A 12,831-nucleotide genomic window follows, 5' to 3' on the forward strand; every position below is an offset into this window, starting at 1 on the left:
CCAGTAATTTATGGTAATCCATCTTGAGATATTGAGGAATAAAAACGTATATAATGTTATACCTTTGCAATAGTTTGATAGTTTTTTATAACTTGCTGACATTGCCAGCAATCAAATAGACGCTAGAAAATATTGAAAAACTTTCTCTATATTATGGAGAATGGAAAATTCGACTTTGTCAGAGAATCAATACCAAATACACGTTATAAAAAAAATATTTATGAAGACTTTTTTCAAATGGATTAAACGGATAGGATTAGGCTTAGTTGCATTAATTATATTGTTACTTATTACAGGATTTATCTTTGAAAGAATATCCCGAAATGATGCTGAAAAAATAACGCCAGACGGCAGTTTTGCAGAAGTTGACAATCATCGGCTGCATTATTACAAAAAAGGAAGTGGAGGACCGACTGTTGTTTTTGAAACGGCATTCGATCCTGCCGGACATCTGCAATGGTACCATATTCAACAACAGTTACCGGCTTCCTATACAAGTTTTTCATATGACAGGTCAGGAATATTATGGAGCGAACGTGGCCAGAATCCAAAATCAGGTGAAAAGATGGCTGAAGAACTGCATCTTCTGCTCGAAAAATCTTACGTACCTAAGCCTTATATTCTGGTTGGACATTCATTTGGAGGTACACTTGTCCGATTTTTCGTCAATCAATATTCTCAAGATGTTGCGGGCGTAATATTTGTGGATAGTCAATGTCCTGATGATAAAAAATATCTGTCACCAGAACTGTTCAAAATGGTCAATCAGGGGTTGCCAGGTGGTTTTCTAAAATTTGCAAATACTTTTGGGTTGGCAAGATTAATGTTCAAAGGTATGTTTCCCGATGAAAAGCAATATGAATATCAAAATTCCATTATGCCCGCTTTGCTTTACAAAAGTGCAGATGTGGTGTTGGAAGAACAGGATCACATGAGCTCTATCAAAAAAGAAGCAGCAAAAATAAAGTCTTTCGGTACTATACCTCTTTTAATACTGACCGCCTCAGATCCAAAGCGTTATGATTCTTCTATTAAAGATAAAGAATTAAAACTTGAAATGATCAATGCGTGGAATAAAATGCAAAAAGATTTTTTGCTTCTTTCAACGGACAGCAAACAAATCATGGTTCCCAATAGTGGTCACTATATCAACCAGGATAATCCAAAAGCCGTTGAAAAAGCAATCAATGATATGGTCGATAAAATATTACATTAAAAATAAGTTACGATTTATATATGACTCGATGCTATAATTTATTGATCCTTTATTAGTTAGAATATCAATTTCCAACTGCCATTTTCACTAATCTCAAAAATGGTATTTATAATTTTTAAGAGTGGCCATATGATTAAAAAAAATTACCTTACGATACTGTTTTTAATATTCATTCAACTATCCTTTGGACAGGAAATCTCAAGTTTTAATGACAGTATTTCAGCTAATTTCAATGAAATAAAAATTGCGGCAGACAAACATAAACAACTATGGGGAAAAGATTTATATGGACCGGTATTATTTGTCAATCCTGATACGAGGCAAATAGTTGCAAACTTTTCCGGCAGCACAGGTGTTCTCAAGCAAAACGGCAATATTTATTCCGGAATTTTACCTGCCGAAATTAATATTGCAAATACAGCTGTCAATTGGGATGGCAGACATTGGGCTATGATTACGCTTCCATTGCCAGTCAATAAACAGGACAGAATAAATTTGCTTGCCCACGAATTGTTTCATGTAAGCCAACCTTTGTTAGGGTTTCAACTATTCAACGTTGAAAACAATCATCTTAATCAAAAGAATGGTAGAATTTATTTACGTTTGGAACTTGAAGCGTTAAAGAAGGCTTTACAAACACATAATAAAACTGAACGAAAAACGCATCTTACCAATGCCTTAACTTTTAGAAAATACAGATATTTACTTTATTCCGGAGCAGACATTACTGAAAATTTATTGGAGTTAAATGAAGGAATTGCTGAATATACAGGTTCAATAATTAGCGGAAGAGATAGAATGCAATTATCCGAACATTTTATTAAAAACATAAACTCTTTTCTAAGCAATCCTACATTTGTCCGGTCATTTGCTTATCAAACAATTCCTATCTACGGTTACTTACTTGATAATACAAAAAAAGGGTGGAACAGAGAAATAACAATCAAGACAAATCTGACGGACTATTTCATAAAAGCATTTGATATAACAATATCCAATGATTTAAGGAAAACAACTGCCTTACTTTTAAATCAATACAACGGAAAAGCAATTATTTCGGAAGAAGAAGCAAGAGAAAAAGAAACACAAAAAATGATTGCGGAATATAAAAGTAAATTTATTACGCAACCGCATTTTGAACTCGTATTTGAGAAAATGAATGTATCATTTGATCCAAGAAATATTATACCTATTGAAGACAAGGGAACAGTCTATCCAAATATTAGAGTCACTGATAAATGGGGAATACTTACCGTAAAGAATGGAGCATTAATGAGCCCTAAATGGGACCGCATTTTTATCACCAATCCCTTGAAAACCGAGAATAAGATTATAAGCGGAGAGGGTTGGGTACTAGAACTTAATGATGGGTACTCTGTAATAAAAGATGACGTAACAGGTAATTATAAACTAACTGACAAAAAAATAGAAAAAAAGACACGATGACCCTAAGGAGATTTCGAATTTGCGAAAAGTCCTATAGGAAATATATTGAGGTTCTTCTAGATAATTTCAAATAAGTAATAGAGGAATTCCAGCTTTAAAAATCGAACTCTAAATATCCCAATTGTAAAAGTTTGGATTATAGATTTTTATGGGTATAAAAAAAGAGGCAACTATTTGATAGTTGTCTCTTTAAGTGAGCGCGAAAGGATTCGAACCTTTGACCGTCTGCTTAGAAGGCAGATGCTCTATCCAGCTGAGCTACGCACCCATTATAATTTTGAAAAAATTATGAAAACTGTCGGGGCGGCAGGATTCGAACCTGCGACCTCCTGGTCCCAAACCAGGCGCGATGACCGGACTACGCTACGCCCCGAAAGATATATAGAAAAGCGGAGGGTAAGGGATTCGAACCCTTGCGACACTTTCGCGTCGACAGTTTAGCAAACTGCTCCGTTAACCACTCCGGCAACCCTCCTGTTTATCTTATTTTTTGATGATCGTTGTTCTGTTATTGCGAGTGCAAATATAGAATAGATTTCTTTATTTACCAAATATTTTTCAAGAAAAATTTGTGTATTTTTACGCTAATAAACGATTAAAAAAGCAAACAAATGCGTAAAACATTATATATCATCGGCTTAAGTTTTTTTGTTTTTTCATGTACTTCACAGAAAAATATGAAACAAAATGCTTCGCGTACCAATAAGCAGGTAGTACAGCCAAAAACTCCGGTAGCAAAGATCCCTAATGAGAAGCCAAAACCTCAGATTACCCATGAAGGAGGAGTCGATTTTTTCACGACCAATATTGCAGATGCCACTAAAAATAACAATACGATAAGCTATGGCTCAATTGTATCGGCAAAACCTGCCGGATATAAAGTGGTAAAAACATATTTTCCTGCATTAGGACAGAATTTCAGACAACGCTATTTGATTCTTCACTATACTGCATTACCGGATGATAAGTCGATTACTGTTCTTACACAGCAGGAAGTAAGTGCACATTATCTTGTCAATAATACAGGAGACAATGAGATTTACCAACTGGTAGACGAGAACAAACGTGCCTATCATGCAGGAGTGAGCTCTTGGAGAAGTGACAAAAATTTGAATGACACTTCCATAGGCATAGAAATTGTAAATGCAGGATTCAGAACAGATTCTGCAAAGACCAGAGTGTTTGCAGCTTTCAGTGATGACCAGATAAAAAAGGTAGCCGCATTGGCTAAAGATATTATTACAAGATATCAGATTCCTGCTACCAATGTATTGGCGCATTCTGATATTGCAGCCACCAGAAAACAAGATCCGGGGCCGCTTTTCCCTTGGAAAAAATTATATGATGAATACCAGATCGGGATGTGGTATGATGAAGCGGCTAAACAGACTTTCCTTACCCAGGCCCAGACAGATTTTACAACAAGATATAGCGAGCCTGCTTTTATTTTTATGATTCAGACTGCCTTGCAGAAATTTGGTTATGGACTTGAACTTACCGGAGCCTGGGATGATAGTACCAAAAAAACAATTGAAGCTTTCCAGTATCATTTCAGACCTGAGAAATATGACGGGATCATGGATGCCGAAACATGGGCAATTTTACAGGCATTAAATCAAAAATATCCGATAAAATAAGTAATTTTGAAGTGCATCTTGATGATGCATTTTTTTTGAATCAATACATTAGGTTTTTAAATACTATTTTAATGGAAAATTACAGAAAGGAAAGCGATCTTTTAGGTGAATTAAATGTGCCTGTAAACGCTTACTATGGTGTACAAACCCAGAGAGCAATAGACAACTTTAAGATTTCCGGGCAGCTCCTGTCTTCATACCCGGAATTTATAAAAGGGCTTGCTTTTGTAAAAAAAGCGGCTGCCAAAACCAATTATGAATTAGGGCTTCTTGATGAAAATCTATATTTCAAAATTGCTGAAACCTGTGATGAACTGATTAACGGAGAACTGCACGAGCAGTTTCCGGTAGATATGATTCAGGGAGGAGCAGGAACTTCAATCAATATGAATGCGAATGAAGTGATTGCGAACAGGGTATTGGAAAAGCTTGGAAAAAACAAAGGAGAGTATGAATTTTGTTCTCCGAACGACCATATCAACCTTTCGCAGTCTACCAACGATGCCTATCCTACGGCAATCAAAATGGGACTGTTACAGATGAACGATACCTTGGTAGGGAAACTTATCAAAATTGTGGATGCTTTCCGTGAGAAGGGAAAAGAATTCCAGGACGTAATCAAAATGGGGCGTACTCAGCTTCAGGATGCGGTTCCGATGACGCTTGGACAAGAATTTGAAGCCTTTGCAGCTACTTTGGAAGAAGATATTTCCAAGCTGAATAACAATGCGAACCTTTTTGTTGAAGTAAATATGGGAGCAACGGCTATCGGAACAGGAATTAATGCTCCTTTAGGGTATGCGGCGCTTTGCGCTAAAAATCTGGCTGAGATTACAGGCTTTCCTATCGTTTCTGCACCCGACTTGGTTGAAGCAACGCCGGATACAGGATCTTATGTAATTTATTCATCTGCAATGAAGCGTCTTGCAGTGAAATTATCAAAAATCTGTAATGATTTAAGACTGCTGTCTTCAGGACCAAGAGCAGGACTTTCCGAAATCAACCTGCCGCCAATGCAGCCGGGATCATCCATCATGCCAGGAAAAGTTAACCCTGTAATTCCTGAAGTGGTAAACCAGGTTTGTTTTAAAGTTTTTGGAAATGATCTTACCGTGACTTTTGCAGCCGAAGCCGGACAATTACAGTTGAATGTAATGGAACCGGTACTTTCCCATGCAATCATGGAAAATATTCACTTCCTGAGTAACGCATTAGATACCCTTCGTGAAAAATGTATTACAGGGATCACGGCGAATAAGGAAGTTTGTTTAAATATGGTAAAACACAGTATTGGTATTGTAACAGCACTAAATCCTTATATCGGATACAAACAATCTACCCAGATTGCCAAAGAAGCATTGGAAACAGGGAAAAGCGTATATAATTTAGTATTGGAAAAAGGTTTGCTTTCCCAAGAAAAACTGGATGAAATCCTTGATCCGAAAAATATGCTGAAACCCCACAACAAGTAATATAATTGATGAGTGATAAATGGTAGTCGATACAAGCTTATATCATTTATCACTTATCATCCATCATTTATAAAAATATCTTTTGAAATTTTTAATCATCATTCCTGCGCATAACGAAGAAGCGCATTTGTCATTTACCTTGGAATCTTTACAGCAGCAGAGTTTTAAAGATTTTAAAGTAGTGATCGTTAACGATGGCTCTACAGATACGACGCCTGAAGTAATCAAGCGCTTTACGGATACAGACTCACGTTTCGAAACCATTAATCTTCAGAAATCTGCTCATCAACCCGGTTCAAAAGTGGTTGCAGCTTTTAAAAATGGGTTAAATACTCAAAACCCTGAAGAATTTGAGGTGATCTGTAAATTTGATGCAGATATTATTATTCCTGAAAACTATCTTCAAATTATAAACGAAGCCTTTCAGAATGACCCGAAATACGGTTTGGTGGGAGGATTGCTGTATGTAGAGAAAAACGGAGAATGGGTATATGAAGGCAATTCCAATAAAAACCATGTTCGCGGACCAATGAAAGCCTACAGAAAAGAATGCTTTGACGCGATGGGAGGAATAAGAGAAACGCTGGGATGGGATAATATTGATGCTATTTTGCTCGAAAATTTAGGCTGGAAAGAAGTGGTTTTGCCGGAGCTACAGGTGAAATTATTAAAAGTAAAAGGAAGTGATTACACCATAAAACCGGCAGATTATTACGGAAGATACTTTTATTTCTTAGGATTGAACAGGTTTCTGGCGTATGTTGCCTCATCAAAAGAGGCAATGAAAAATAAATCCGTATCATTCTTCATACAAATTGTTAAAGCTTATGAAAGCTGCCGTTCTCAGCGATTAGAACTTAAAATTTCAAAAGACGAACAAAAAGTGATTAATGATCAGCGTTGGAATGCCTTAAAAAAGAAATGGTTGAAAATTTGAAAAAGATCGCCTACATAGAAATTGATACTCATGCTGAAATTGCACAGAATTTTCTGGAGCTGATGCAGGATTCTGAAAACTTTGCGGTAGATTATTATTTTTCTGAAAAAATAAAAAAACAAATTCAGACAGGTGAGGAAAACGTTTTTCTTTCAGACAGTTCGATGATTGCTGAACAACTGAAAGCTAAAAAATATGACCTGATTATTGTTGGAACTGTTCATCGGTATTTCAACACTTTTCAAACAATTGCTCAGAAATACAACACCGCTTTTATTGTCCATAATATCAATTTTACCAGTCTTTCAAAATTCAGTCTGTTCAAAAATATTTTTAAAAAAGATCTTGTTTATAGATTGAAATTATGGTGGAAAGAAGGGCTATTCAGTGTTTCTGCAGCGTATAGAAAGGCAAAAACATTATTGGTGCTGGATGAGGCGCTTCGTTCTGAAAAATATAAATTCTTACCACTTTTCTATACAAAAGATTTTGAAAAACCATCAGATCCAAAATTAGTAATCGTTATCCCTGGAGGTGTTTCCCAAAAAAGAAGGGATTATAAAAGAATTTTCGCTAAAATAAAACAAATAGAGAAAGGTTTTAAAGAAGGTAAGGTTAAAGATAAACTAATTGAATTTGTCTTTTTGGGAAAAGCAAAAGGATCGGAACTAAAAGAAATTACAGATTTAGAGCGATCTCTTGAATTTATTACTATTCAGTATTTTCCGGAACGGCTTTCTTCAGAAGATTTTGAAAAATGGATGCAAAAAGCTGATGTTTTATGGTGCCCGATCCAGCAGGAAACAGAATTTTTCAGCCAGAAAGAAATCTACGGAACAACCAAAATGACAGGAAATCTTGGCGATGCCATTAAGTTTGGAAAATGGGCTGTTTTTCCGCGTAATTATCCTTCAAAAACAGATTTTATTATTCCTGAAGAGGAAAATGTTATTGGACAGTTTAAAGCGCTTAAAAACATATCGTATGACTTTCAGAAAAAATATAACAGGAAATCTGTTCAGGAAAATCTAGAAAATACTCTAACGGGTTTAATTTCTATTTAAACTTAAAAATACTTTTGATAAAGTTTTTATTCAGATAATCCTCGATCGGGAAAACTTTTGTGAAATAATTTCCGATAAAAATCAATATCAAAACTACGGCAGGTTTGTAGATCAGATTGATGAAATTGTTACTGAAATTTGGTAAAACAATTGCCACCGTAATAGCTAAAGTACAGATGATGGAAACAAAGATCATTTCTATTGTTAACGGAGATACTTTGAAGACTACATAATTGAAAATAATTTTTACCACATTATATGTTGTTAAGGAAATCGCGGTAGATAAAGCAATTCCGACAAGTTTCAGGTCTGTGTTTTTGATGAAATAGAAATTAAGACCAATCGTTAACCCCGCCAATAGAAGCATCACTAAAATATTGAAACGGTAATATTTTGATAAGGAAATGATATTCCCGTTGAATCCTGTTGCCAGATCGATTAAAACAGCAGAACCCCAGATCCAGATCACCGGCTCATATAGTCTTAGCATGACCCCGTTTTTAGGCATAAACTGAGTGAGATATGGAAAACCTACCATAATGCATGAAAACAAGACTGCTCCTAAAAAATATAGCGTAAGAGAAGTTTTTTTGTGGAATCTGTCGAGTCCTTCCATATCACCATCCGCAAGATGCTGACTGATAATAGGTGCTGAAATATTGAATAATCCAAGCTGCGGAATCGAGATCAGGGAAATTAAAGCATACAGAACGGAATAAATTCCGTTTTCTTCCATTCCCATAAACTCACCGATCATAAAGCTATTGATGGCAAGATAGTTTCCGAAAGTTCCTAAAAATCCAAAGAAACTGTAGTTCAGAAATTCTTTCCAGAAACCGTCTTTTTTGAAATAATCGGTGCTGAGATCAAAATTGATCCTCTGAAGTTTATTGGTATAATAAATATATCCGAAAAGCATCAGTGCGAAGATCCCGAAGAAAAATGCCAACGCAATATTCTGGGAAAAAGAAAAATAAAAGAAAAGACAAAAAGCTCCCAGATTGGCAATCTTAGGAAAAAGATTGTCAAAAATATTGGAAACTACAATTCGTTTAAAGTTGGAGATATATTTATTGAAAATCGCACAAAGCGACAAGACTAAAATTAAGGGTAAGATAATTTCTTTGATTTTCCAGGCCTCCGAATGCAGAAATTTTGGATAAAAATAGGGAAGCGCGAAAAATATAATAGAAAAGATGAGGAAATTAATAAGAATGCTCACCAATGATAGGGAAAGCATATTTTGGGTTTTTCCGTCTTTTTGCAAAGAATGAAAAAATTTTACATTCGCATAAGAAATTCCGAAAACAACAAAAGGTACTAGCATTTCTGCAGTCTGCATGCTGTAGCGGAGTTTTCCGTAAAATTCAAAATCATTTGGAAAAATAAAGAGTGCAGAAACCGTCCCCAGTAAAAAACCAATATACCCAATAATGGAATATTTGAAGCCCTGTCTTGCTACTAAACTCATAGGTTTCTTATTGGATTTTAGGGGTGAAAATAATGTTATTGATGTATTCGGTCTTATTTTTTTCGTTGGCACTGTTTTTCAGCAAAACTTCCTCAGTCAGTTTTTCCAGCTTAAAGTTTTTTCTGTTCAGGTATTTTACATCAAATCCCCATGAAGCTACTTCAGCAATTTCATTCCAGATAGGAGTGTTGTGATGTCTTTGCTCCATTTCTACCATTAAAGTTGGCTTAAATTTCTCTATCGTTCTCTTGGCTCCGTTCAGGGTTTTCATTTCATTGCCCTCAACATCTATTTTGATAAAGTCCAGCTTGGTGATAGCCTCTTTTTTTGCCCAGTCATCCAGCTTGATGACTTCTACTTTTTCGGTGTAGCTTTTTTCTTCACCTTTTTCTTTATACGAAGTGTTCAGCGTTCCACGAGAAGCAATCATTTTACCGTTGATGATAGGAACTTTAAATTCAGCCGTTGTATTTTCGTCAGAAAGTGCCACAGAATGAATGTGCATCAACGGAAATAATCTTTTTAATCTGCTATTAAGCTTTTTATTGGGCTCAAAACCGTAAATGTTCTGAGGCTTAAGTTTATCTTCCAGGTGGTACAAAAAAGTTCCTACATTAGCTCCGATATCAAAAATCACAGAATGGTCCTGAAGATATTCTTTAATCCAAACCAGTTCAGGCTCTACATTGCGTGTAGAAAAGTTTTCTTTGGTAAGCTTGTATAAGCTTTTAAAGTATCTTCTTTTGTAAAAACTCGGACTGATATATTGAAGATTTTCTGCAATCCTTTGATATAAAGACATTAGTGTAGATTTAGACGGGATGCAAAGATACACAAAAATGTTAAATTCCTGTTAAAAATAGCAAAATGTATTGAATTGATTATCAGGGGTTAATTTGACTTTTGTGTTCTGCGCAATTTTATAAAAAAGGAGCATTCAGGAAATCGTTTAAAGGTTTCATTAGCCTGAAAATTTTTGTAAGATTTTTTGCCGCATCCTTATTCAGTATTTCTTCATCTTTCAGATAATATACTACGATGAAATTTTTTAGCTTTAAAAATTCAGCCATCGGATCTTCTTTTTCAAAACCTTGCGGAATTTTTTTGAGTTTGTCGTCCTGATCCATTTCAGGGAAATGCTTTTTAAATTCTTTATTGTTCAGAATGGTAAGAAACTCATTTCCATATAGTGAAATCTCTTTTCGAAGTTCTTTTAAAACAGCAGGTTCCGGCATATAAATTCCTCCGGCAATAAAAGATTTTCCGGGTTCAAGATGAAGATAATATCCTCCTTTCTGGCTTCCTTTTCCCATTCCCAAAGAGGCACCGAAGTTGGTCTTGTAAGGAATTTTGTCTTTAGAGAACCGGGTGTCACGGTAAATTCTGAATAAAGATTTTTTAGCATCAATTTTAGCTAATTCTTCATCAAATTCAGACATTTCCTTAAGTAGGTCTTCCAAAAACGCAATGACGTTTTGCTGGGACTCTGTGTAAAGATTTTTATTTTCTGTAAACCATTCGCGGTTATTATTTTGTTCCAGCTTTTTCAGAAAATCTAACGTTTTTGGGGAAATTACAGAAGGCATATCTTTTTATTTTATTCAAAAATAATGAAATATAAATTGTTGCCAAAATTTTAAATATTTGGTTAATTGATAATTTATTAAGCCTTTAATTATAAGATGATGATTGAAATTGTGTTGGCGTATTGATAAATTTAAAATAATTATTTTGTGCTTTTTCTGTATAAAATTCAAAATGTTTAGGGTTTTGAAAAATAAAATTATCAATTCCGTAATATAGTATAAAATATAATCCAAATAATAATTGTATCTTTGCAAAAATTTTAAAATATTTAATGAATTTATTTACGGAGACCAATTTAAGTCCTGATATTCTTAAGGCAATTGGCGAACTGGGTTATGAAAGCCCGACAGAAATCCAAAAACAGACTATCCCTTTTATTCTTTCAGATATTCGCGACTTGATCGCACTTGCGCAGACGGGGACAGGCAAAACAGCAGCATTTTCGCTTCCGATTTTGGATATGATTGACGATACGAGTCGCAAAATCCAATTATTGGTGCTTTGTCCGACACGAGAATTATGTCTTCAGATTGCTAAAGACATTAAGAACTATTCTAAATACATGCAGAATGTAAAAACAACTGCAGTGTATGGGGGAAGTAGTATTATGGAGCAGATCAGATCTTTGAAGGATAAACCACAAATTATTGTAGGAACTCCGGGAAGAGTGATCGACTTAATTAACAGAAAAGCATTAGATTTTTCTGCGATTCATTGGCTGGTTTTAGACGAAGCTGATGAAATGCTTTCAATGGGTTTCAAAGACGAATTGGAAACCATTTTAAGCGAAACTCCTGAAACAAAACAGACTTTCTTGTTCTCGGCTACGATGAACAAAGAAGTAGAGAGGATTTCTAAAAATTATCTGACAAAACCTCACAGAATTTCTGTTGGTTCAATTAACGAAGTTAAGAAGAACATCAAGCATGAATATTATGTGGCTGGTTACCGTCAGAAAAAAGAAGCATTGAAAAGATTGATCGATTCAAATCCGAATCAGTACTCAATTATTTTCTGCAGAACAAGAATGGAAACTCAGGAAGTTGCCGATTTCCTGATGCAGAACGGATATGCAGCAGATGCACTTCATGGTGATCTTTCTCAGGCGCAGAGAGATACGGTAATGAAGAAATTCAGATTGAAGAACATCGATATTTTGGTGGCAACCGACGTTGCAGCAAGAGGGTTGGATGTGAATTCTTTAACGCACGTTATTCATTATTCTTTACCGGATGATCCGGAAGTATTTGTTCACAGAAGTGGTAGAACAGGTAGAGCAGGAAAAGACGGGGTTTCTATGGCATTAATTAAGCCTGAAGAAAGCAGAAAATTAAAGCAGATCAAATCAGCAACAAAAATTGAAATCACAGAAGGGAAAATTCCTACAGGTGATGATATTATAAAAGCTCAGGTTGGTGGTGTTTTCGAAAGTCTTTTCGAAGTGCATGAAGATTTCTTTGAATTTGATGATTCTTTAATTCCTGATTTATCAGCGTTCTCAAAAGAAGAATTGGTTCATAAACTGCTTCAGTTCCAGCTGAAAGATCTTGCAGCTTATTATAAAGACAGACATGATCTTGTTGAACAAAAATTAAGCAGCAGAGATGATGACGGAGGATCCAGAAGGGACAGAAGAGACCGCGACAGAGACAGAGGCAGAGATCGTGAGAGAGGAGACAGAGATCGTGGCGGAAAACCAAGAAGAAGAAACGAAAATATGGTAAGATTCTTCTTTAATCTGGGGAAAAAAGACCAGCTTAAAAAATTAGATGTTCTGGATATTATCAACAAAGCGACATCTAATGGAAAAACTAAGAAAAGAGCGGAGATTGGTGATATTGAAATTTTAGAAAAATTCTCCTTCTTTGAGGTTGAAAAATCATATAAGGACAATGTTTTAAGTAATATTGGTTCTATGAAGTTCAAAGGAAAAGAAATGAGAGCTGAAGTAGCAAACTAAACGCTTAGAAATAATGAAAAGCCGGCTGTAAAGCCGGCTTT

At 35.3% G+C, this 12,831-nt stretch carries 10 protein-coding genes and 3 tRNA genes; 7 read left to right on the forward strand and 6 right to left on the reverse strand.

Annotated features, from left to right (window positions below; translation table 11 throughout):
- Positions 1 to 220: 220 nt before the first annotated feature.
- Together MKS83_RS18850 and MKS83_RS18855 are read left to right on the forward strand one after the other, a co-directional pair.
- Complete coding sequence (locus MKS83_RS18850; protein WP_240580890.1) at positions 221 to 1,216, forward strand: alpha/beta fold hydrolase; 996 nt, start codon at positions 221 to 223, stop codon at positions 1,214 to 1,216.
- A 129-nt stretch (positions 1,217 to 1,345) separates the two neighbouring features.
- The gene (locus MKS83_RS18855; RefSeq protein WP_240580891.1) at positions 1,346 to 2,662 is read left to right on the forward strand and encodes a hypothetical protein; all 1,317 of its coding nucleotides are present in this window, start codon (positions 1,346 to 1,348) and stop codon (positions 2,660 to 2,662) included.
- A gap of 194 nt (positions 2,663 to 2,856) precedes the next feature.
- Here MKS83_RS18855 and MKS83_RS18860 read toward each other — a convergent pair.
- The 3 genes from MKS83_RS18860 to MKS83_RS18870 all read right to left on the reverse strand — a co-directional run bounded on the left by MKS83_RS18860 (position 2,857) and on the right by MKS83_RS18870 (position 3,137).
- A tRNA-Arg gene (locus tag MKS83_RS18860) sits at positions 2,857 to 2,930 on the reverse strand.
- Positions 2,931 to 2,960: 30 nt separating this feature from the next.
- A tRNA-Pro gene (locus tag MKS83_RS18865) sits at positions 2,961 to 3,035 on the reverse strand.
- Positions 3,036 to 3,052: 17 nt separating this feature from the next.
- Positions 3,053 to 3,137, reverse strand: a tRNA-Ser gene (locus MKS83_RS18870).
- Between the two features lie 136 nt (positions 3,138 to 3,273).
- Here MKS83_RS18870 and MKS83_RS18875 point away from each other — a divergent pair.
- The 4 genes from MKS83_RS18875 (at position 3,274) to MKS83_RS18890 (ending at position 7,772) form a co-directional block, all read left to right on the forward strand.
- Positions 3,274 to 4,299, forward strand: coding sequence for an N-acetylmuramoyl-L-alanine amidase (locus MKS83_RS18875; protein ID WP_240580892.1), 1,026 nt, complete (start codon positions 3,274 to 3,276; stop codon positions 4,297 to 4,299).
- Between the two features lie 71 nt (positions 4,300 to 4,370).
- The gene (aspA, locus tag MKS83_RS18880) at positions 4,371 to 5,771 is read left to right on the forward strand and encodes an aspartate ammonia-lyase (RefSeq protein ID WP_240580893.1); all 1,401 of its coding nucleotides are present in this window, start codon (positions 4,371 to 4,373) and stop codon (positions 5,769 to 5,771) included.
- A gap of 82 nt (positions 5,772 to 5,853) precedes the next feature.
- Positions 5,854 to 6,708 carry a glycosyltransferase gene (locus MKS83_RS18885; protein WP_240580894.1) on the forward strand — a complete coding sequence of 285 codons (855 nt, stop codon included), beginning with the start codon at positions 5,854 to 5,856 and terminating at the stop codon, positions 6,706 to 6,708.
- Positions 6,693 to 7,772 carry a hypothetical protein gene (locus tag MKS83_RS18890; RefSeq protein ID WP_240580895.1) on the forward strand — a complete coding sequence of 360 codons (1,080 nt, stop codon included), beginning with the start codon at positions 6,693 to 6,695 and terminating at the stop codon, positions 7,770 to 7,772. The genes MKS83_RS18885 and MKS83_RS18890 overlap by 16 nt, the downstream gene beginning before the upstream one ends.
- Here MKS83_RS18890 and MKS83_RS18895 read toward each other — a convergent pair.
- The 3 genes from MKS83_RS18895 to MKS83_RS18905 all read right to left on the reverse strand — a co-directional run bounded on the left by MKS83_RS18895 (position 7,765) and on the right by MKS83_RS18905 (position 10,829).
- A complete protein-coding gene (locus tag MKS83_RS18895; RefSeq protein ID WP_240580896.1) occupies positions 7,765 to 9,243 on the reverse strand; it encodes a lipopolysaccharide biosynthesis protein in 1,479 nt (492 codons plus the stop codon). The genes MKS83_RS18890 and MKS83_RS18895 overlap by 8 nt on opposite strands.
- Before the next feature lie 7 nt (positions 9,244 to 9,250).
- Entirely contained in the window at positions 9,251 to 10,045 is a 795-nt protein-coding gene (locus tag MKS83_RS18900; RefSeq protein ID WP_240580897.1) for an FkbM family methyltransferase, read from the reverse strand.
- A gap of 118 nt (positions 10,046 to 10,163) precedes the next feature.
- Positions 10,164 to 10,829: a DUF2461 domain-containing protein gene (locus MKS83_RS18905; RefSeq protein WP_240580898.1), complete on the reverse strand. Its 666-nt coding sequence runs from the start codon at positions 10,827 to 10,829 to the stop codon at positions 10,164 to 10,166.
- A 272-nt stretch (positions 10,830 to 11,101) separates the two neighbouring features.
- On the opposite strand from MKS83_RS18905, the gene MKS83_RS18910 reads away from it, so the two are divergent.
- Positions 11,102 to 12,790 carry a DEAD/DEAH box helicase gene (locus MKS83_RS18910; RefSeq protein ID WP_240580899.1) on the forward strand — a complete coding sequence of 563 codons (1,689 nt, stop codon included), beginning with the start codon at positions 11,102 to 11,104 and terminating at the stop codon, positions 12,788 to 12,790.
- Positions 12,791 to 12,831: the final 41 nt, after the last annotated feature.

The sequence above is a fragment of the Chryseobacterium sp. Y16C genome (genome assembly GCF_022488405.1).
Taxonomy (GTDB): Bacteria; Bacteroidota; Bacteroidia; order Flavobacteriales; family Weeksellaceae; genus Chryseobacterium; species Chryseobacterium geocarposphaerae.

Bases quoted from the DNA above. Each gene is read 5' to 3' on its own strand.
- MKS83_RS18890 (WP_240580895.1), top strand. From the start codon at position 6,693: ATGGTTGAAAATTTGAAAAAGATCGCCTACATAGAAATTGATACTCAT.
- MKS83_RS18855 (WP_240580891.1), top strand. From the start codon at position 1,346: ATGATTAAAAAAAATTACCTTACGATACTGTTTTTAATATTCATTCAA.
- MKS83_RS18875 (WP_240580892.1), top strand. From the start codon at position 3,274: ATGCGTAAAACATTATATATCATCGGCTTAAGTTTTTTTGTTTTTTCA.
- MKS83_RS18895 (WP_240580896.1), bottom strand. From the start codon at position 9,243: ATGAGTTTAGTAGCAAGACAGGGCTTCAAATATTCCATTATTGGGTAT.
- MKS83_RS18850 (WP_240580890.1), top strand. From the start codon at position 221: ATGAAGACTTTTTTCAAATGGATTAAACGGATAGGATTAGGCTTAGTT.
- MKS83_RS18900 (WP_240580897.1), bottom strand. From the start codon at position 10,045: ATGTCTTTATATCAAAGGATTGCAGAAAATCTTCAATATATCAGTCCG.
- MKS83_RS18910 (WP_240580899.1), top strand. From the start codon at position 11,102: ATGAATTTATTTACGGAGACCAATTTAAGTCCTGATATTCTTAAGGCA.
- aspA (WP_240580893.1), top strand. From the start codon at position 4,371: ATGGAAAATTACAGAAAGGAAAGCGATCTTTTAGGTGAATTAAATGTG.
- MKS83_RS18905 (WP_240580898.1), bottom strand. From the start codon at position 10,829: ATGCCTTCTGTAATTTCCCCAAAAACGTTAGATTTTCTGAAAAAGCTG.